The 18,670-nt window shown below is 55.1% G+C and carries 17 protein-coding genes; 6 read left to right on the top strand and 11 right to left on the bottom strand.

Annotated features, from left to right (window positions below; genetic code table 11):
- Window positions 1-90: 90 nt before the first annotated feature.
- Window positions 91-1,029, top strand: a complete 939-nt coding sequence (locus ACJY2L_RS07160) for a LysR family transcriptional regulator (RefSeq protein ID WP_439213393.1) — start codon at window positions 91-93, stop codon at window positions 1,027-1,029.
- A gap of 8 nt (window positions 1,030-1,037) precedes the next feature.
- Here the strand turns inward: ACJY2L_RS07160 and ACJY2L_RS07155 are convergent, their stop codons facing one another.
- From ACJY2L_RS07155 to ACJY2L_RS07135, 5 genes are all read right to left on the bottom strand, one after another.
- Window positions 1,038-1,691 (bottom strand): ATP-dependent Clp protease proteolytic subunit, encoded by a 654-nt coding sequence (locus ACJY2L_RS07155; protein WP_439213391.1) that lies wholly within the window; start codon window positions 1,689-1,691, stop codon window positions 1,038-1,040.
- A 36-nt stretch (window positions 1,692-1,727) separates the two neighbouring features.
- Window positions 1,728-3,830 (bottom strand): peptidase domain-containing ABC transporter, encoded by a 2,103-nt coding sequence (locus ACJY2L_RS07150; protein ID WP_439213390.1) that lies wholly within the window; start codon window positions 3,828-3,830, stop codon window positions 1,728-1,730.
- Window positions 3,820-5,100: an HlyD family secretion protein gene (locus tag ACJY2L_RS07145; RefSeq protein ID WP_439213388.1), complete on the bottom strand. Its 1,281-nt coding sequence runs from the start codon at window positions 5,098-5,100 to the stop codon at window positions 3,820-3,822. Before ACJY2L_RS07145 ends, ACJY2L_RS07150 begins: the two co-directional genes overlap by 11 nt.
- 73 nt (window positions 5,101-5,173) lie before the next feature.
- Window positions 5,174-5,524, bottom strand: coding sequence for a hypothetical protein (locus tag ACJY2L_RS07140; RefSeq protein ID WP_439213387.1), 351 nt, complete (start codon window positions 5,522-5,524; stop codon window positions 5,174-5,176).
- 16 nt (window positions 5,525-5,540) lie between these two features.
- Window positions 5,541-5,738: a hypothetical protein gene (locus ACJY2L_RS07135; protein ID WP_067436030.1), complete on the bottom strand. Its 198-nt coding sequence runs from the start codon at window positions 5,736-5,738 to the stop codon at window positions 5,541-5,543.
- Between the two features lie 655 nt (window positions 5,739-6,393).
- Here ACJY2L_RS07135 and ACJY2L_RS07130 point away from each other — a divergent pair.
- A complete protein-coding gene (locus ACJY2L_RS07130) occupies window positions 6,394-7,638 on the top strand; it encodes an aromatic amino acid transporter (RefSeq protein ID WP_439213385.1) in 1,245 nt (414 codons plus the stop codon).
- 39 nt (window positions 7,639-7,677) lie between these two features.
- Here the strand turns inward: ACJY2L_RS07130 and ACJY2L_RS07125 are convergent, their stop codons facing one another.
- Window positions 7,678-8,055, bottom strand: coding sequence for a RidA family protein (locus ACJY2L_RS07125; protein WP_439213384.1), 378 nt, complete (start codon window positions 8,053-8,055; stop codon window positions 7,678-7,680).
- Between the two features lie 303 nt (window positions 8,056-8,358).
- On the opposite strand from ACJY2L_RS07125, the gene ACJY2L_RS07120 reads away from it, so the two are divergent.
- Together ACJY2L_RS07120 and ACJY2L_RS07115 are read left to right on the top strand one after the other, a co-directional pair.
- A complete protein-coding gene (locus ACJY2L_RS07120) occupies window positions 8,359-8,898 on the top strand; it encodes a cysteine hydrolase family protein (RefSeq protein WP_439213383.1) in 540 nt (179 codons plus the stop codon).
- A gap of 363 nt (window positions 8,899-9,261) precedes the next feature.
- Window positions 9,262-9,486, top strand: a complete 225-nt coding sequence (locus ACJY2L_RS07115; protein WP_439213382.1) for a hypothetical protein — start codon at window positions 9,262-9,264, stop codon at window positions 9,484-9,486.
- A gap of 150 nt (window positions 9,487-9,636) precedes the next feature.
- On the opposite strand, the gene ACJY2L_RS07110 is transcribed toward ACJY2L_RS07115, so the two are convergent.
- From ACJY2L_RS07110 to ACJY2L_RS07100, 3 genes are all read right to left on the bottom strand, one after another.
- Entirely contained in the window at window positions 9,637-10,611 is a 975-nt protein-coding gene (locus ACJY2L_RS07110) for a GlxA family transcriptional regulator (RefSeq protein WP_439213381.1), read from the bottom strand.
- A gap of 71 nt (window positions 10,612-10,682) precedes the next feature.
- A complete protein-coding gene (locus tag ACJY2L_RS07105) occupies window positions 10,683-11,462 on the bottom strand; it encodes an MBL fold metallo-hydrolase (protein ID WP_439213380.1) in 780 nt (259 codons plus the stop codon).
- Between the two features lie 269 nt (window positions 11,463-11,731).
- Window positions 11,732-12,202 carry an isochorismatase family protein gene (locus ACJY2L_RS07100; RefSeq protein WP_439213379.1) on the bottom strand — a complete coding sequence of 157 codons (471 nt, stop codon included), beginning with the start codon at window positions 12,200-12,202 and terminating at the stop codon, window positions 11,732-11,734.
- A gap of 542 nt (window positions 12,203-12,744) precedes the next feature.
- Between ACJY2L_RS07100 and ACJY2L_RS07095 the strand changes: the two genes are divergently transcribed.
- Both ACJY2L_RS07095 and ACJY2L_RS07090 read left to right on the top strand, forming a co-directional pair.
- Window positions 12,745-13,101, top strand: a complete 357-nt coding sequence (locus ACJY2L_RS07095) for a hypothetical protein (RefSeq protein ID WP_439351289.1) — start codon at window positions 12,745-12,747, stop codon at window positions 13,099-13,101.
- The gene (locus tag ACJY2L_RS07090) at window positions 13,070-13,681 is read left to right on the top strand and encodes an MFS transporter (RefSeq protein ID WP_439213503.1); all 612 of its coding nucleotides are present in this window, start codon (window positions 13,070-13,072) and stop codon (window positions 13,679-13,681) included. Before ACJY2L_RS07095 ends, ACJY2L_RS07090 begins: the two co-directional genes overlap by 32 nt.
- A 118-nt stretch (window positions 13,682-13,799) precedes the next feature.
- Here ACJY2L_RS07090 and ACJY2L_RS07085 read toward each other — a convergent pair whose 3' ends face one another.
- Together ACJY2L_RS07085 and ACJY2L_RS07080 are read right to left on the bottom strand one after the other, a co-directional pair.
- A complete protein-coding gene (locus ACJY2L_RS07085; RefSeq protein WP_439213377.1) occupies window positions 13,800-14,351 on the bottom strand; it encodes a hypothetical protein in 552 nt (183 codons plus the stop codon).
- A 332-nt stretch (window positions 14,352-14,683) separates the two neighbouring features.
- The gene (locus ACJY2L_RS07080; protein ID WP_439213376.1) at window positions 14,684-18,643 is read right to left on the bottom strand and encodes an Ig-like domain-containing protein; all 3,960 of its coding nucleotides are present in this window, start codon (window positions 18,641-18,643) and stop codon (window positions 14,684-14,686) included.
- Window positions 18,644-18,670 lie beyond the last annotated feature (27 nt).

The raw sequence follows: 18,670 nt of genomic DNA, 5'->3' as shown, positions 1-18,670 counted from the left end.
CGCGCATCAGTTATTGCCGTGGGCGGCCGCCCGCTATATCGACAAAGGGTAAACAGGTAAAATACCTTTTTGACTGGCAGGAAGGATTCTATGACCCCGGCAACGCACCTGATCGGCACCACGCTGCCCAGCGTAAAACAGCTGCAATGTTTTCTGGCAGTGGCGCATGAGCTTAATTTTCGCCGCGCCGCAGAACGGCTCAGCATGACGCAGCCGCCGTTAACGCGTCAGATCAAAAGCCTGGAAGCGCTGTTGAACCAGTCACTTTTTTTACGCAGCACCCATGAGGTGAGCCTGACGGAAGCCGGGCGATCGCTGGTTCCGCGCGCGGAAGAGATTTTGCTGGCGCTTGCCGGACTAAAAGTTGAGCCCTCACCCGCTGATGCACGCGTGCGCATCGGGCTGACTCGCACGTTGAATTTTGACAGGATCGCGTCGCTGAAGCAGTCACTCGCACATCTCAGGGTCGGCGAAGATATTGAAACGCCCAATCTGACCTCGGCGCAACTGCTGCAGTGCCTGACCAAAAACACGCTGGATCTGGTTATTAGCGGTGAACAAGGTGTAGCGCAGGCGGAAAACATCGAGTATCGCTGGCTCTGCCGCGAACCGCTGCTGCTGGCGCTGCCCGCCGCTCATCCCGCCAGCGCGGAGGAGATCGTGTCGCTGGAATCGATCAGCGATCTGCCACTGTTCTGGATCGCCAGAAGCGCGAATCCGGCGTTTTATGATAAGTGTGAAAAGTATTTTTCCCGGCTAGAAACGGCAATTAAACGTGTCAAAGAGCCGGATGATTCGCTGGTAATGCTGACGCACATTGCCAGAGGCAAAGGGTTTGCCCTGATGCCGCAGTCAAAGTGCATCTTTACGCAGGATGGGCTCTGTTACCGCCCGCTCTGCTCCGCCGACGCGCAGCAGCTGCATATTGACGTTTACGTCGCTATCCGCCGGGGCGAAACGCGCCAGCCGGTGCTGGCAGCCAGAAAAAGAGTGTGTGATGCCACTGCCAGCGGCAGTCAGCCAGTATAATCTGAGTACTAATCAGTAATAAAATAGGATACGGGTGCGGTGATCATTTTATCGTCGATTACAGTGGCCAGCTTGTGTTGCAGCGCCGCTTCTGAGGTAAGATAAAGACGATTATCATCGCTGCCCAATGCCTTATCCATCTCCCCGGCGCTGAAGTCCGTACAGTGTTGATAGATATTCCTGAACATGCGGTTGTACATGCCAATATAGTTCTGGGCCGTGGCGAGTTTCGCCGGGGTAATATTTTTATCGGCGATGCTGTCCATTTGTGCCGGATGAATAATGAAATTTGCTTCTTTCAGCACGATACGCTCCTGTCCCGCGCAATAAGGCAGGGTGGCAGCCGACGCCACCATCGACTGATTTACGGTAATAACCTGCTTGTTTGTGCTGCGCAGGGCATAATACATGGCGAGCGCACCATCCATATTGCCGCCATCGCTGTTCATGTAGAGATAGATTTTTTTGCTGTTCACATAACGTTGGTTAATCTCATCAAGCACCGATTGCAACGCGGCCGATTTATTGCCGCTGATCAGCCCTGAAAGTGAAATCTTTATGGTTGTCACCTCCTCAGCTTTAACATTGTTCGTGACCGAAAAGGTAGTGGCCATTGCCCAGGCGGGCATTAATAACAAAGCGGCCAGAGCAAGCTTTTTCATGATTTCCCCGATGTGTATATCGCGCTGCTCTCAGCATCATAGCGGCAGGTTAATAATGCGATCTGCCGAGGCGATGGTTGAGGGGCGATGAGCAATAATAATCCGTGTCATATTGAGCTGACGAATAGCAGCATTGATTAACGCTTCGTTATGTTCATCAAGATGGCTGGTGGCTTCATCCATGAACAGAATGCCGGGCCGCCGATAGAGAGCACGGGCGATAAAAAGCCGTTGCCGCTGTCCGCCAGACAACCCCTCGCCCAGCTCTCCGGTTAATGTCTCGTAACCCATTGGCAAGGCCATAATATCGTCATGGATGTGGCTCAGTTTTGCGCAGGCTTCCATATGCGCTTCATCGATTTCCCGACTAAAGCCGGTAATGTTGTCCCGCAGTGAACCGGCTAACAGGCGATCGTCCTGAAGTATGCAGGCGATCGCCTGGCGATAGTTGTTAAGCCCGATCGCACTGATATCGCGGCCATTAACAACAACATGCCCGTCATCGGCTGAGGCCAGCCCGCACAGCACTTTCATCAGCGTGGTTTTGCCGGTGCCGGAAGGTCCGGTAATCGCCACGCTCTCGCCCGCGGCGATCGTGACAGAGAGATCGCTGAATACAGGCGCAGAATGGCTGTCATAGCGAAACGTGATGCGCTCCGCCGTTAATGATAACGCCTCGCCGGGCTGAAAAAGTGCCAGCGTGGGTCTATCTTCTTCAGGCGTTGATAACGCAATATCAGCAATGCGCTCGTTGTGCAGCGACAGCATTTTCAGTTGTAAAAGCAGGCCGGTTAACGACAGGATACGATCGGAAAACATCGAGCGATACGCGCTGAATGCCACGAAAGCCCCGACGGTGAGCGTATGGTCAATCACCGCTGAGATGCCAAGCCATAAAATAATGACGCTGTCACAGGCGCCGACAAAAGTGCTGATAATACGAAACAGCATATCAAAGCGCATCAGGCTGACCGACGCATTGGTGGCGTCAGATATCATGCTCAGCCAGTTTTGTCTCCGCTGTTCAGCCAGCCCCTGCGCCCGAATTGTCGCCACGGCATAAAGCGTTTCAGTAAAGGAGGAGGCGGCGCGGGCATTTTTGATCAGTAACTCTTCCGAGGACTGACGATAGCGATTATAGGTAGCGACCCTCAACACCACGAAGAGCAGCGTAAAGGCGACAACCACCCATGTCAGTGAACCGCCATAGAGTAGCAGTAGAATAAACGCACCTACTGTAATGATACTGTCTATCAACGCACCGGTAAGACTTTGGGTAAAGGTTGTGCGCAGCGTATCAAGAGAAACAAAACGCGATTGAATATCGCCCATTTTGCGCTTTTCAAACCACGGTAATGGCAGTCGCAGCAAATGTCTGAACAAGCCATCTTTCCACTGAATGTCGATATAGGTGCTCATCACCATTGATGTCCAGGCACGAAAAATACTGATGCCGGCCTGCAGTAAAATAAGCATCATCAAACTCATGCAGACCAGCGTTAATAAGCTCTTATCTGCAGCAGGTACCGCATTATCCATCACCAGTTGTGTACCGACGGGCATCAACAGGCTAATAAACTCAATAATCATCGATACGCAGAATAGCTTTACCATCGCACTTTTGAAGCCGGTGATGTTGTGCAATAAGGTGCTAAGCCTGAGCTTGTTGATGCGCTTTTCCGGGGTAAATTCTGTGCCCGGCCATAGCTCCAGTGCTACGCCGGTAAAATGTGTCGACAGCGTTTTTTGGTCAATTATTCTGCGGCCTGCGGCGGGATCGTGAATCACGTAGCGATCGGCTCGGGCGCTGACCAATACCACAAAGTGATTGAAATCCCAGTGCAGAATGCAGGGTTTACGTACCTGGTGCAGATCTTCAAGATCCAGTGATAACGCCCGGCTCGCCAGTCCCATTCCTTCAGCAAGCGTGATCAGCGCGGTGAGCGTACTACCGCGTGAGGATAATCCCGCCTTCTGACGCAACGTCAGCAGATCGGTATGTTTGCCATAATTGGCGGCGATCATCACCAGGCAGGCAAGGCCGCACTCCGCGGCCTCTGTTTGCAGCTGGATGGGCACGCGCCGCTGCGGGCCAAAATGAATGCGTTCCTTTAACCACACGGCGGTGTCATTTTTCATCCACCAGCCCTCCTGCGCTGTTACGAATATCGTAGAGTGGAGCAAGTATCCACTGATAGAGTTTTCGCTCTTCTAAAAACAGTGTGCTGGTCGCTTTCATGCCGTTTTCTGGCTGTATCTGTCGCCCTTTGTATTGAAAATGCTGATTGCCGGGGGCAACCACCACTTTGTACCAGGTTTGCGGTTTATCCGCAGATTTGATCGGTGCACCGGGATAGGTTGCCATCTCCTGCGCTGAAGCTGGCGTGCGGGCAATAGCCACGATCTTTCCGGGAAACTGACCAAATTTTTCCGCAGGAAAGGCGTCATAACGAATGTTGATTGACTGGTTGACGTTGAGATAAGGCACAGAAGAGTCAGGCACCCATAAAATGAGTTCAAAATGATGGCTTTCACCGGGAATGATTTGCAGCAAACTATCGCCGTTACTCACCATCTGACCAGGCGAAACGCTCAGTGTGTCGATCCAGCCATCAACCGGCGAAGTGATAATGAGATCGCTGTTAGCATCGGCATCCGTTAACTCATCAGCCAGCCCGCTTTTCTGCATATCGAGCTGAGAAAGCTGGTTATCAAAATCCACGGCCTGAGTTTGTAGACGGCTTTGTAACGCCAAAATTTGCAGGGCATTCTGTTCATTCTGGCTGCGTAGCCCCAGCAGATCATTCTGCTGTTGGTAGTAGATAGTTGACTGGTTAACTAACTGATCGTTATTAATCAAGCCTTTCCTTTGGTAGCTGCGATAGTTTTCCATGTTTTTTTTCATCATGCGCAGCCCCTGTTGCGCCGTATCCAGCACATCAGATGAGTGTTGCAGTGCCGCCTCGTAGCTGGCTTTTTCACGGTTGAGCGTGTCGAGAGTGGTTTGTTTATTCTGGCGGATTTTATTCGCCATCTGATCGATGGCCGCTATTTGCTTCTGGATATTGATACGGCGTTTGTTACTGACCACGCCGGATGTCGTGGTACGACTGACGTCAATTTGATAGATCGGCTGACCGCGTTTTACCGCCTGCCCCGGATACATCTTCTGGCTCACCACAAAGCCTTGTTGCCCGGAAAATACGGTAATCGCGCGGGGTGAAGAGATAATTTCACCTGAGACATTGATGCGGCGGGTATAACTACCAAAAATAATAAAGGCGAAAAACAAAGCGAAAAAAAACAGGGTGAACAGCACGACGCGGTAAGGCTGCACATCCGCTAACAGTATGGCTTTGCCTGACCAGTGCGTATTTCTTGATGCAATCGCTTCCTTTCTGTACATCATGGCGCAATATTCTGTCTGTGAAAAAACATGCAAGATAAAACCGGGTCAGGCCACCCCTTCCCGGTTTACAGGCTTACCAATGGCACTGGCCATTAACACTGTTGTCGCTGGCATCTCCGCCCAGCGATCCGCCGCCGTTATTGCCACCGTTGTCATTACAGGCTGGTGAAGTGGTGTAGGCTCTTACTCCTCCTGCTGCTGCACCGCCAATGCCGGCTACGGCGCCGGAGACGGCCGCGCCCGCCAGCGAACCCGGACCGGATGCCGCTGTACCCAGCGCACCGGCAACCGCACCGCCTACCGCACCCGCTACCGCACCGCTGGTCGCGCCATCCGTAACCGCCGCCGCGCAGCCGCCTTCATAGCCAGAATTGGCGTTACCGCCAGCCACTGACATCAGTTCTGTTACCGTAAGTTCTCTCATTTTTTCTCTCCGTTGATTACTGCTTGCTCTGACGTAATAAGATACGGGATATAAAAATCCGATCGATAATCACCACAAACATCGCAATGCCAATAACTATCGCATCGAAAGACAGGGGCAGATGAAAATAATCAATCACTTTTCCTGCGACCAGGGCTAATAGCCCACCAGCCAGAAGCGCAAACAGCGCCCGCAATAAGAAATTTCTGATCATAATTATTTTCTCCTGAAGCAAAAGAAAATGTCGGTTAACCTGAATAGGGTTTCAGCATTGAATTTCTGGTAAGCAAAATAAATACTTTAAATGTAATTTTTTGTAAGCAAAATGGGTTGAATTATGAATACATAATTTATAATATCAAAAATCAATATGTTATGATAAAACGAAATGGAGTTGATATTGTTTCTTTGGTGATAAGTATCATCAATAAATTAATGAACTTTATCTTTTTATTTTTTATCTTATCTCATTCCATCATGGCAGCACCGGCTCAGGAAATTAACGGATGTACGCTGCAAATATAGCGGATGGGATGTGAGTCAATGCTGTTTTTATATTCAGCAACGTTAACACTTATATTTATGCAGCACGGCCACAGCAATCCACGCCACATGCCATGGTGGCTATGGTGAACCTGCGCGCAGGCTTGCAGAGTATGCTGCGGGTCTTAGCAGAGGAAGGCACGCTACCCTGTCATTTTTCATTAGTTAATGGCAATGATGTACGGATTTTAGGCGTTTTGTTGGTGTAACATCCTGCCATCCTTCCTATTTCTGGCTTTTCTGGTCATGATCGCAGGATAATGCGCAATATAAGGGAGCGGCATGCAGATACGGATGCCGGACGTCCCGTTTACCAGGAAAAATCAATGACAGAGTTGGCCATTTCGCAGCACCGACCATCCGTATGGTGGGGTGCTATGGTGATATGCGGTACGGTAGTCGGTGCCGGTATGTTTACGTTACCGGTGGTGATGGCGGGCGCGTGGTTTGGCTGGTCAGTACTGATCCTGATCGGCAGTTGGGCGAGCATGCTGATGTCAGGATTACTGTTTTTGCACGCCGCCCGGCATTATCAGGCTGGCGCCGGATACAGCACCTTAACCCGCGATCTGCTGGGTCGCGGCTGGGAGATCATCAATTCAGTCAGCATTTTATTTGTGCTTGGCATTCTGACTTACGCCTATATTTCGGCCAGCGGTCCGGTTTACCAGCACTCCATCACCGCGGCGGGAGTGCCGGTCACGCTGGTTGAAGCGAAGATTCTGCTGACCGGCTGTGTCGCGGCGGTGGTCTGCCTCGGCACAAAAGAGGTAAGCCGACTGATGACGGTCTGCCTGATAGCCAAGATCGTGCTGCTGGTGGCGCTGTTTGGCGGCTTGCTGATGCAGGTAAAACTTCCCGTGCTGTTAGACAGTCAGGAAAGCGCGGGCATGTACTGGCCTTATATCGCGGGCGTAGTGCCATTTTGCCTGGCGTCGTTTGGCTATCACGGTAATATCTCCGGCCTCGATCGCTACTATGGCGGCGAACAGCAGCGGGTCAGAAAAGCGCTGAAGATCGGGACTTTTCTGGCGCTGGTGATTTACCTGTTCTGGCTGACCGCCACCATGGGTAATATTCCTCGCAGCGAATTTCCGGCCATCATCACGCAGGGCGGTGATATTGAAGCGCTGCTGGAAGCGCTGCACAGCCATCTTCAGACAGGCTACCTGACGCTGCTGATGACGGTGTTTTCCCATTTCGCCGTGCTCTGCTCGTTTCTCGGCGTGACCTCTGGCCTGTTCGATTTTATCGCCGACTGGTCAGGAGAGCGCGACGCGTTGCGTAAGCGGCTGAAAATTGGCGCGCTGACCTTTCTGCCGCCGCTGCTGGCCTCGATCTGGATGCCGAATGGCTTTGTCACCGCCATCGGTTACGCCGGTTTGTTGGCCACTATCTGGGCGGTGATTGTACCAGCCCTGTTAGCGGTAAAGGCCAGGCAGCGGTTCGCCGCGGATCGGCCGATGCCGTTGCCACAAAAGCTGATGGTGATCGCCGTTATCGCCTTTGGCGTGATCAACATCGCGGCGTGGACATTGGGTAAGGCTAACCTGCTGCCGTTATATCGCTAGAAGGTTGGCACTCTGACGCATGTGCCTGCGGGCAATGCGTCAGAGTGCAAATATTCCCTCAATCTCAACCTGCAAATCGGGTGAAAACAGACGGCTCACTTCAACCAGTGAGCTGGCGGGCAGGTGATCGCCGTAATGGCGAAACAGGACCTCGCGCAGCGCCGCAATCTCCGCAAATGAGGTGATAAAAATCGTCACCTTAATCAGCGAGGCGACATCCGTACCTTCTGCTTGCGCGACGATCGTCATCTGCCGAAAAATCTCCTCTGCCTGCGCAGCCATTCCGGCACCTTGTGCCGCGCTACCAAACGCGGTCAGCCCCGAAACATACAGCGTATCGCCGTGTTTTACCGCGTGTACATAGGGCGCGCTGACATTGCCGAGCGCCGGATAGTTTTTTCTTTCAAGGATAGCCATAACGCACTCCAGTTAGCAGAAAAATAAGGCCGTCTCATGCCGCTTCTCATCGCGCAGGCGATCAACTGAGAATTTGCTACGGCCGACAGAAAATTATGTGATAGGTTAGCTTTCTTATCATTGCAGGATAGCGAGCCGCTATGTTTATCGCCGCTGGACGTATCACCACCACAACCCGCACCACCGCATTTGGCGGCGGCGTGAGCGTGGATGCAATGGTCAGTTAACCTATCCTTCTCAACCCCGTCATGTAACGACGGGGCGATCGCGATCCGTTGTGCATGACACCAATGGAGAGTGACAATGCCACAACCATCCTGCCGCAAGGCCCTGTTGATTATTGATATGCAGGTCGGGCTTTTTCACGGCGCCGTGCCGCCCTTTGCCGGCGACCGCGTGCTGGCAAACATCAACCAACTGATCGCCAATGCCCGATGCGCGGGCGCGCCGATCCTCGCCGTGCGCCACACCGGACCGCAGGGCTCGCCCCTGGCGCCGGACGGCCCGCTAACCCAGTTAATCCCTCAGCTGGATGTTCAATCCGAACGCGACATCCTGTTCAGCAAGACCCGGCCAAACTGTTTTCATGAAACCGAACTGGCCCGGCTTTTGCGCCAGCGTGCAATCGACGAACTGGTGGTGGTGGGAATGAAAACCGAGTTCTGCATCGACAGCACCTGCCGTGCGGCGGCCGATGGTGGCTGGAAAGTTACGTTAATTGCGGATGCGCATACCACCATGGATACCGCCGCGCTCTCCGCTGACGCGATCGTGGCGCACCATAACGCCACGCTGTCGGCTGCGTTTGTTACACTTTCAACGGCGCAAGCGTATAGTTTTTAGCGAGTTGCGGGCGCCTGAGGGCGCTCTTTTCGCTTCGTCTGATGTTATCTGCAATGCGGCCAATGCTCGCCGGGCCGCGTGCCGTCAGGCTGCGCAGAGCGCAGCGGGCATCTTTCTTCCGCTGGCCGCGGTTTTCCCCTGGCGCTGCCACAGGTTTTCGACGTCATCGGCGCTGACACTATCTGTTTCAGCGGACACACCCTGTTTCTATAAGCTCCGGCGCAACCTTCAGGCATCGGCTATACATAACCTGATTCGACCCGTTAATTATTCACAGCGCTGTGTCTGGCTGACTGTTGCCCGCAGTTCTGGCCAGTTTGTCAGGCATAGCGCTGTTTACTCTCTTTCAAGGATACTCGTCACATGCGTAAGATTTCATTGTTAGTGGCCACGCTGGCGTTGCTGATGTCGGCATCGGTTCAGGTACAGGCGAAAGGCTGTCTTAAAGGTGCCGCGGTCGGCGGTGTTGGCGGCCACATGGCACATCATGGCGTCGCTGGCGCGGCGGCAGGCTGTGTCGTCGGTCATCACATGGCGAACAAAAAGCAGAAAGAAGCCGACAAACAGCAGCAGAATCAAGGCAAGTAATCGTTACTGAAGGGCCACAAACGCTGGCCCTTTCTCCACTTTTCATTCGCCCGCCGAGAATACCCCCTAAGCCTTAGGCCGCTTGTCTGCGCTGAAAACGCAGTGGCAGCCATGCTGACGATTCAGGCACGACTCTGCCTCGAAAAGGTGTCAGGCGTGCTCCAGCGCCACCTGCGCAGGCCCGCGAAACGTGCGGCGCCATTCGCTGGGACTGACGCCAAAGCGGGCTTTGAAACTCTGACGAAATGAGATCGGCGACTGGAACCCTGCCATTGCTGCCACGCTTTCAATGCTGTTATCGGTGGTTTCCAGCAGCTCCTGACTGCGCTGCAACCGCTCGGCATTTAGCCATTCACCCAGCGAGGTGCCGGTGGCCTTGAGAAAATGCCGCGTTAGCGTCCGGCGGCTCATATTGACGACGCGTGCCAGCGAATCGAGATCGTGGGGCTGGTCAAGATTGCGCCGCAGATAATCCATCAGCGCATTAATTTTGGCATCGCGGGTATTCTCCGGCAGCGGACGCTCAATAAACTGCGCCTGCCCACCTTCGCGATAAGGCGGAACCACCATTCTGCGCGCCACCCGATTAGCTACCGCCGCACCGTAATGCTGGCGAATAATGTTCAGGCAGCAGTCGATACCGGCTGCGGTGCCAGCGGAGGTGATCAGGCGCTCGTCGCAGGTGTAGAGGGCGTTGCTGTCGAGATGAACGGCAGGAAACCGCGCGCTAAAGTCACGTTCATATTCCCAGTGCGTGGCGGCACGATGATGATCGAGCAGGCCCGCGTACGCCAGCACATAGGTGCCGAGGCATAAACCCACCACCTCCGCACCGCGTTGCCAGGCGTGGGTCAGCGCATCCAGCAGCGCTTGCGCGGGCCGCTCGTCAGGATTGTGCCAGAAAGGCACGATAACAATGTCAGCAACCGCAAGCCGTTCAAGACCGTGCTCCACGTTCATCGACAGGCCAATATCTGACAGCACCGTGCCCGACTGTTCCGCGCAGATTTCCACGTTGAACAGCTGCGGATCCGGCATCGCGTTGCCAAACAGGATGCAGGGCACCGAAAAATGAAACGGGCTGAATCCCGGCGTGATCACCACGGCAACCGTCAATGCTGACATCGATTTCTCCTCCTCATTCGCGGTACGCGGCGCCCTGTCGGACGCCGCGTTCTGGTCTTCGCTGCAGCGGCTTAAAACACCATTGTTTCACCATCTGCCGGAATAAGCACCTTGTCCGCGATGCCCTGTTCACGTGTGTACTCACGCAGTTCGGCGCGAGTGAGCAGACAATGGTTGATCGATTCCATGTGCGAAGCCACCACCGTGGTCTCAGGCAACAGTTGCAGCGTGCGCAGCGTGTCTTCTTTGCTCATGATGATCGGGCCGTAGAGATCGTTTGTAGCGTTGCCGGTGTTGAGCACAACCACATCAGGACGGAAGCGCTGCAGGCTTCTGACATAAGGTTTCACCCAAACGGTATCACCGGCGATATACAGCGTTTTTTCATGCGGATGAGTGAACACCAGACCACAGGCGTCACCGAGCAGCTCGGCCAACACCGGATCGGCATAAAGTTCATTGCTGCCGTGCTGCCCGTCGGTTTTGAAAATGGTCAGGCCATCAACAAAGGCGTTTTCTTCCTGCAAGACACGAACATGCTGAAAGCCCTGGGAACGCACCAGCGCCGCATCGTTGCTATCTTGCGTATAGATCAGCATCTCTTTTGGAATCGCCTGTTGCGCCGCCTCGTCCCAGTGATCGGTATGCGTGTGGGTCAGAATCACCGCATCCACCGCCAGCAGGCTTTCCACGCTCACCGGCAGCTCAACCATCGGGTTACGCAGGTGCGGACGCGCATTACCGGCAAAGCCGGGCCAGGCCTCTTTTTCAGCCAGCATCGGATCGATAAGGAATTTTTTGCCTGCGTATTCCAGTAACAGTGTGGCATTACGAATTTGAGTCAGTTTCATCAGGTGCTCCTTCTAACATGTTCATTTTCAGGTTCAGCGCAGCGCATAAGGCCGCCATCGCCGTGCGATGACTGACTTTACGACAGGAACGAGAAAGTGGTGACAGGCTCAAAGGACAATGATCGATGAAATCGGGTCAACTCTGATTTGACCTGTCAGACAATGCAGTTAGGCGGACGTGAAGATGGAGACAGAAGAGGCAAAACGGTTGAAAGTAAAGGAATAAGAGGAGGCAGGATCCCGGTAGACATCCTGCCTACATGACAATGTTATTCGATGGTGCAGCGAGCGCCAAGGCCGGAGAGCGCAAGATCGCTAAGCGCGCGGGTTGGTGCCGCGCAGCCTGCGGCAATAATGTGTACTTTCATGCCAGGGTTTTGCGGCGACAGCGCGGTATGGGTGACACAATGCTGGGTCATCATACCGGTCAGATAGATCTCCGTAATGCCGTGCTCACTCAGCAGTGATTCGAGGTTGGTCTCAAAGAAGCTGTCTGCCTGGCCTTTGATCACAATGGGCGCATTTTCCAGCGCGGCGGCGACATGCGGGTGAAACGCAGCGCCCTCGGTGTCGGGACGGAAAAACGGCGCATCGGCCGTAGCAATATGCTGAACGCCGACCACCAGCCAGCCGTTTTCGCGGGCACGGGCAATCGCTTCTACTGCCGCTTCACAGGCGGCTTCAGCGCCCTCAAGCGGGAATGCGCCGCCAGGAAAATAGTCATTCTGTATGTCGATCACAATCAGTGCATTTTTTATACTGCATCCTTTTTTGGCGCCAGGGGATTGGACGAAAGTGGCTGCGTCCATCCTGAGGTAGGCAGACTTAGGTTCATCGCGTCGTCACGAATGTCAGGCTAACCTTAGCAGCATTCACGGCGCTGCGAGAGCTATCTGCCGCCATCAATCAGATGATGGCAGGCCATGATAAGCAATGCATGGTATAGCGGTGAGACAGCCCCAGGCCCTTTTTCGATGTAAACGGGCCAGTCTGCCGCAAGACCACTGCACCAACGTTGCCTGGGTGCGTAGAGTCGGAAATCGGCTATATCTCCTGGCGCAGATACACTTTTAATTGGGATGATTAAAAACGCATTAATGTATTGCTGGCACTCACCGATCAGAGAAAAATACAGACATTACTTTTTCAAGATTCATCCGCGCGCGACACTGATAGCCTTCAGAGATTTTTCAGCCATCACCACTCTGCTACACTCCGCCAGGTTAATTTCATGTCAGCATTCTTTTTAATACATTAAGTCCTGCAAGTCTGTGTTTCACTATTGCCAAAACATGGCCTGTGGGCGGCGCTGGTTCCCTATGTACAGAACAGAACCGGCGCCGAGGCTAATCAACTGGGCATGCTTTTGTTGTGCCTCGGTGCCGGTTCGCTGCTCTCTATGTCATTCTCCGGCATGCTCATTAAACGCGTTGGCTGTCGCGCGGTGATGGTGCTTTCCGCCGCATTGTGGTGCGCGGTGTTACCGCTGCTGGCGACGCTGGACAGCCTCGAGCTGCTGGGGTGGCGCACTGCTGTTTGGCAACGGTGCTTCTCCGCTGACCAGCACCTTCTGTGCCATTGCCATCACTGCGGCCGTATTGCTGACGGTGTTTCGTGGACTGTTGCCAGGCGGCAGTGATGAGAAGAAAACGGCGCAACCGCGTTCGCGTCGCCTGAGGCCCGATGCGTATCTGCTGATGATGGCCATCATGACCATGCTCTGCTTTATGGCGGAAGGCGCAATCATCGACTGGAGCGGCACCTTCCTGAACCTGGAACGAGGGATGCCGCTGGAGCATGCTGGATGGGGATTTGCGCTGTTTTCGCTGGCGATGTCGTTGATGCGCATGACCGGCGATCGCCTGGTCAACCGCCTGGGTCGCAGGATGATGCTGGTAGCCGGTAGCTTGCTTGCGATGGTCGGTTATCTGGTGGTGATACTTGTACCGGGCTGGACGGCCAGCCTGATCGGCTTCGCCCTGGTCGGCATTGGTGCTGCCAATATTGTGCCGGTGCTGATTACGCTGGCCGGTCAGTCAAAGGCGATGTCGGTGAGCATGTCGGTGGCGTTCGTCACCTCGTTGGGCTATCTGAGTATTCTTGGTGGCCCGGCGCTGTTGGGCTGGATAGCGCATTATTCCACGCTGTTTTTCGCCTTCTCTCTGCTGGCGGCGGGCTTTCTACTGATAGCGCTCGGCGCTGCGCGATTGCGTTACTAACCTGTTAGCTATGATTACTGTTACTGCATCAGCTGACGGTCATAACAGCTGCAAAAAAAATCACGAACCCGCTTCAGGCTCGTGATGATTTCAACAAGGTAACGCGCGATCTCAGGTTTTATTTACCCAGAATGTTATTGACCGCTTTTTCATGTCCTGCTTTGTCCTTGCTGCCTGAAATCACCTGAATCACGGTGAATTGCTTGTTGGCTACCGCCAGCAGAGTGGCCTGCTGCACATTTTTACCGCCCATGCTGTCGGAGGCTTCAATGTGATAAACGTCAGTGCCGTTAACCTTCTCGGTTTTTTCACTCAGCACGGTATACGACGGAGAGGCCTGTTTTTGCTTGTCCTTGATCGCCTTCATACCGTTGAGGAAATCCGTATCGCTGGCGCCGCGTGCGACCACTGGCACCGCCTCTTCGCCGACGATCATGACGCGCTTCTGCTGCCGGTTCACGTACAGGGTGCCCGGCGCACCGCCCGGCACTGGCTGTGACTCATAACCCTGCAGCGTAAAAGCCAGTTTGCCACCGAGCAGAGTAATTTTCTGCGCTGACGCTGCCGCCGTGGTTTTTACGTCGGCGGCAGATGCCATCATTGCCGTGCCGCTCAGCGCCGTAATCAGACATAATGCACCCATCATGGTGAATGATTTTTTTAACGTCATCGTAAGCTCCTTCATGTTATTGATTTCCCTTTTTGGAAACGCACGGCGGCCATAGGGGGAGGTACTGACTTAACGTGGCGGCGGTCAGTGGTGGTCACCGTCACCGTTGCTGTTAAATAAGTGCAGCCCGAAGCGTAGCAGAAACTTCCTGACTACGATTCGGTGGCAGAGTTATCGGGGAGGGGAATATCTGTCGATCGGCCTGCAAGGATGGAAGCAACAACAGTGCCGTCGTTGCCCATAAATCCATTGGTGCCTGGCCTTAACACGCCAGCGCCGCAGAATACGTGTCAACCAGGGCCGGAGAGGCATTGCCGCTCCGGCCAGGGAGATCAGACTATTTGTACCTGCAAATTATGTTGGATCAGCACATCCGCCAGAGAGCCTTCATGACCGGGAGCAGCGGTGTGGTAAAGATCGTACTGCTGGCCGTCAAGGGTGCGCTGCCCATCCTCCAGCCAGACGCCGCCCTCTTTCGTGCTCAGTGTCACCGCATTGCCATCAGCACCTTTAATGGTCAGCGTATCGCTGGCGCTATCGGCGAGCTGCAGCAGATCTTTCTGCCCCAGCGTCACGCTGTTGCTGCCCGCGCTTCCCAGATCGAGCGCCTCAACGCCGCTGATTTTCAGGCCCAGCGTGGCGAAATCCAGCGCCTCGTGTGAGCCCGTCATCCGCAGCATGTCATGATCGGCACTGCTGTCCGGGCTGGTGAGCGTGTGCAAAAACAGCAGCGAGAAGGCGTCGTGACTTCCCAGGCCCGCCGCGCTGAGCACATCCGGGTTAACGCCCGGGTTTTCCACCGCGCTGTGATCCGCTACCTCGATCGGCTTTTCATCGGTGAGCGTCGCCAACACGTCGTTCGGCGCGACGGCCAACTGCGGCGGTGCAACCTCGTGATAAAGCGCAACGTTTAGCGCAGCGTGCCCGATGTTGCCTGCGGCATCCTGAATAGTGGCGGTTAGCGCATAGTCGCCTGACGCCAGCGTGTGTGCCTCAGCAGCCTCCAGCTGCACGCTCCAGGTGCCCGCCCGCGTCACGCTGGTTTGCCACTGATAATCGCCAAGCGTCACGGTAACCGCATCGCCCGCCTCACCTCTGCCAGCGATCAACATTCCTTCATCCAGGTTGATTTTGTGGCCATCAGCCAGATGCGAAAAGCTGATTTTTGGCTTACAGACATCGACGGTGTAACTGGCAGTCAGGGTTGCTGAATGTGCAGATGCATCGGTTGCGGTAACAATAATGCCGTGTTTACCCGTGCCAAAGCCGGTTTTCATGTTCTCCGGTGTTAATGTCAGACTCCATTTGCCCTCGTCGGTGACGGTGGCAGCATAGGTTTTGCCACCGATGATCACCTTGACCGCCTGGCCACTACCGCTGATGCCGGTGGTACCGGTCAGCGTTTCGTTGTGTTGTTTTTCGGAACGGTTCAGCCAGCCATCGTCAAACGGCATATCGATGGTGGGCTCTGGCAGGATCGGACCTCCGCCATCGGTTGGCGGCGTCAGGTCAATCGGCACATTGATGCCCTGCTCAAACCAGTTGCCGGCGCCATCAAGCACGCCAAACTCCAGGCTGCCGCCGCTGCGGATATCATCGGCGCTGATCTCCACGCTCCAGCTACCGTCGGCATGGATCTCGCCGCCGCGCCAGCTCATCTCTTCGTAACTCTGCACCGCAAATGACTTCAGCGGCAGCGGCGCTTCCAGGGTGCCGCTGAGCCGGTACCAGGTCTGGCCGTCGTGCTGTACCTCATCAGCCAGCGTGAGGGGGTTAACGTGGATCTTAGGATTACTGCTGTTGTAGTGGGTAATCAGCAACAGATCCTGACTGAGGCTGGCGCGGTTACCGTTCAGGTCGGTGGCGCTGAGGGTGATGTGATAGTTGCCATCCTTGATCGGCTTTAGATCGCTGTCAGAGATCTGCACTCGCCACTCATTGCCATAAACACTACCTTCCCAGGTTTTACCGTCCAGCGTCAGGGAAATTAGCGTGCCGCCTGGCAGGTGCGTCGCGCTACCGGTGAACAGGATGCCGTAGATGCCTTCCTGATAACTGACCGCGTTGTCGCCGGTAACCGGATCGAGGGTCAGCTGCGGCAGCGCTTCCGAAGCAAAAATCTGCACCTGGGCCGCGTCGGTGTGGCTGTTGCCCGCCGCATCGGTCGCGCGGGCCACGGCGACGAAACTGCCCTCGCCCATGCTCTGCAGCGTCTCCGTCGGCACGGTGAACTGCCACTGGCCGCTGCCATCAATAGTGCCGTTCCACACCGTGCTGCCAAAGGTCACTTCAATAGCGCTGCCCGCTTCGCCCCGGCCTGAAATCACCAGCGGCGTGTTGATTTCAGTGAGATCGATCAGGCCGTCGCCCGCCAGCGTGTTCACGCTGATGGCGGGCTCCTGAGTATCGATGATGAAGTGGTTCAGGGCCGTACCGGTTTGTCCCCAGACATCGGTGGCGGTTAGCACAATATTATGCCCGCCATCGCCCAAGTCAGCTTCGCGCAGCTGTTCTGAAGAGAGCGGCACGCTCCAGCGACCTGCATTGTCAACGGTGCCCGCATAATTGATGCCGTCGATGGTCAGCTCAACTTTCTGTCCGGCACCGGTGATGCCGGTGCTACCGGTGAGGGTAAAGGCGCGGTAATGCTCTGCTGAATTCATCATGCCGTCGCCAAACGGCGTTTCAATGGTTGGCGACGGCTGCGGCGCATCGGCAGGCGGCACAGCAGCTTCTACGGTGATATTTTTGACCGCCGTAGTGACGCCGCCGACGCTGTTGTCAAAGCTGACGCTGATGCGGTTGGCTCCCACCGGCAGCGCCTGAAGATCGGCCGCCGGAAGGGTGACGCTCCAGCTGCCGTCGGCGGCCAGCATCGTGGTGTAGCTCTCACCATTCAGTTGAACGGTCAGAGTACTTCCCGGTGCCAAATTCTGCGTGGTGCCGCTCAGGGTCTGCGCCGTGAGTTTTTCACCGGCGCTCAGCACCGCATCGCCGGTAAAGCTGTGGAGGGTTAACGACGGCGGGCCGCTGATCGGCGGCGGCGTGGTTTCACCGCCATCCACCGGCGGCGTATCGCCAGGGTTATCGCCTGGCAGCGCAGGATCCACGTCGCCTGGGTCGTGCGGTTCAACCGGCGTCGTCAGGTCAATCGACACATTCATGCCCTGCTCAAACCAGTTGCCGGCGCCATCAAGCACGCCAAACGTCAGGCTACCGCCGCTGCGGATATCATCGGCGCTGATCTCCACACTCCAGCTACCGTCGGCATGGATCTCGCCGCCGCGCCAGCTCATCTCTTCGTAACTCTGCACCGCAAATGACTTCAGCGGCAGCGGCGCTTCCAGGGTGCCGCTGAGCCGGTACCAGGTCTGGCCGTCGTGCTGTACCTCATCAGCCAGCGTGAGAGGGTTAACGTGGATCTCAGGATTACTGCTGTTGTAGTGGGTAATCAGCAGCAGATCCCGGCTGAGGCTGGTGCTGTTCCCCTGTTCATCAGCAACGCTCACCGTGACGCGGTAGTTGCCATCTTTGATGTCCCTGAGTTCGCTATCGTTGATCTGCACGTGCCACTGATTTTCATAGACGCCGCTTTCCCAGCTTTTGCCATTCAGCGTGACCGTAACGATGGAACCGGTGGGCAGATTTTCTGTGGTGCCGGAAAACAGAATGCCGTAAACACCCTCCTGATAGTTCAGCGCATTATCATCAGCGATCGGATCGAGATGCAGTACCGGTAACGCATCGGCCCTGGGTTCATTAGTGGCAATGGCTAACGTTGATGGCGTTGTTGATGGTGCAGCGGTGAGGGTTGAAACAGGCAGCGCGTCACGGTTTAGCGTGATGTCAGCTGCATCGTTGGGGTTTGAGGCGATAGAGGCAGCCGCTGCACCAGGGGTTTCCACTAACGCTGGGGTACTGACGTCGGTAGCCGCGCCTTCAGGCGCATGCACCACCGGCAGCAGCGGGGTTAACGTTGTGGAGTCGCCCGGCGCGGTATCTGCAAACTGCACTTTCTGCACGGCGATGTCCTGCTGAAAACGTAGCTCGCTGTGCCTGCCGTCGATTTGATTAAAAAACTGCTGATAGCGAACCGTATCGCTGTCCTGAAAACGCAGGATCAGATCGTTGCCCTGCTGCTGATAAGCCGCGACCTGGGCAGCCGGGCCTTGCAGCGTGATGATCGCAGGCTCGTTAAGAATGGATCGGGAATCGCCTTCACTGAACTGCGACAGTGGTTGACCGCTGGCCAGCGATACGGCAGTGACGCGACCTGTGCCTGAATACGCCATGATTTTCCTCTTATACACCGGTAAATG

The sequence above is a fragment of the Duffyella sp. Ts4 genome, from assembly GCF_051851875.1.
Classification (GTDB): Bacteria; Pseudomonadota; Gammaproteobacteria; order Enterobacterales; family Enterobacteriaceae; genus Duffyella; species Duffyella gerundensis.
Note: the sequence above shows the minus strand (reverse complement) of the source record. Positions and strands in the feature narration are given on the sequence as shown.

Coding starts and splice junctions, on each gene's coding strand:
- ACJY2L_RS07160 (WP_439213393.1), top strand. CDS start 91: ATGACCCCGGCAACGCACCTGATCGGCACCACGCTGCCCAGCGTAAAA.
- ACJY2L_RS07155 (WP_439213391.1), bottom strand. CDS start 1,691: ATGAAAAAGCTTGCTCTGGCCGCTTTGTTATTAATGCCCGCCTGGGCA.
- ACJY2L_RS07150 (WP_439213390.1), bottom strand. CDS start 3,830: ATGAAAAATGACACCGCCGTGTGGTTAAAGGAACGCATTCATTTTGGC.
- ACJY2L_RS07145 (WP_439213388.1), bottom strand. CDS start 5,100: ATGATGTACAGAAAGGAAGCGATTGCATCAAGAAATACGCACTGGTCA.
- ACJY2L_RS07140 (WP_439213387.1), bottom strand. CDS start 5,524: ATGAGAGAACTTACGGTAACAGAACTGATGTCAGTGGCTGGCGGTAAC.
- ACJY2L_RS07135 (WP_067436030.1), bottom strand. CDS start 5,738: ATGATCAGAAATTTCTTATTGCGGGCGCTGTTTGCGCTTCTGGCTGGT.
- ACJY2L_RS07130 (WP_439213385.1), top strand. CDS start 6,394: ATGACAGAGTTGGCCATTTCGCAGCACCGACCATCCGTATGGTGGGGT.
- ACJY2L_RS07125 (WP_439213384.1), bottom strand. CDS start 8,055: ATGGCTATCCTTGAAAGAAAAAACTATCCGGCGCTCGGCAATGTCAGC.
- ACJY2L_RS07120 (WP_439213383.1), top strand. CDS start 8,359: ATGCCACAACCATCCTGCCGCAAGGCCCTGTTGATTATTGATATGCAG.
- ACJY2L_RS07115 (WP_439213382.1), top strand. CDS start 9,262: ATGCGTAAGATTTCATTGTTAGTGGCCACGCTGGCGTTGCTGATGTCG.
- ACJY2L_RS07110 (WP_439213381.1), bottom strand. CDS start 10,611: ATGTCAGCATTGACGGTTGCCGTGGTGATCACGCCGGGATTCAGCCCG.
- ACJY2L_RS07105 (WP_439213380.1), bottom strand. CDS start 11,462: ATGAAACTGACTCAAATTCGTAATGCCACACTGTTACTGGAATACGCA.
- ACJY2L_RS07085 (WP_439213377.1), bottom strand. CDS start 14,351: ATGACGTTAAAAAAATCATTCACCATGATGGGTGCATTATGTCTGATT.
- ACJY2L_RS07080 (WP_439213376.1), bottom strand. CDS start 18,643: ATGGCGTATTCAGGCACAGGTCGCGTCACTGCCGTATCGCTGGCCAGC.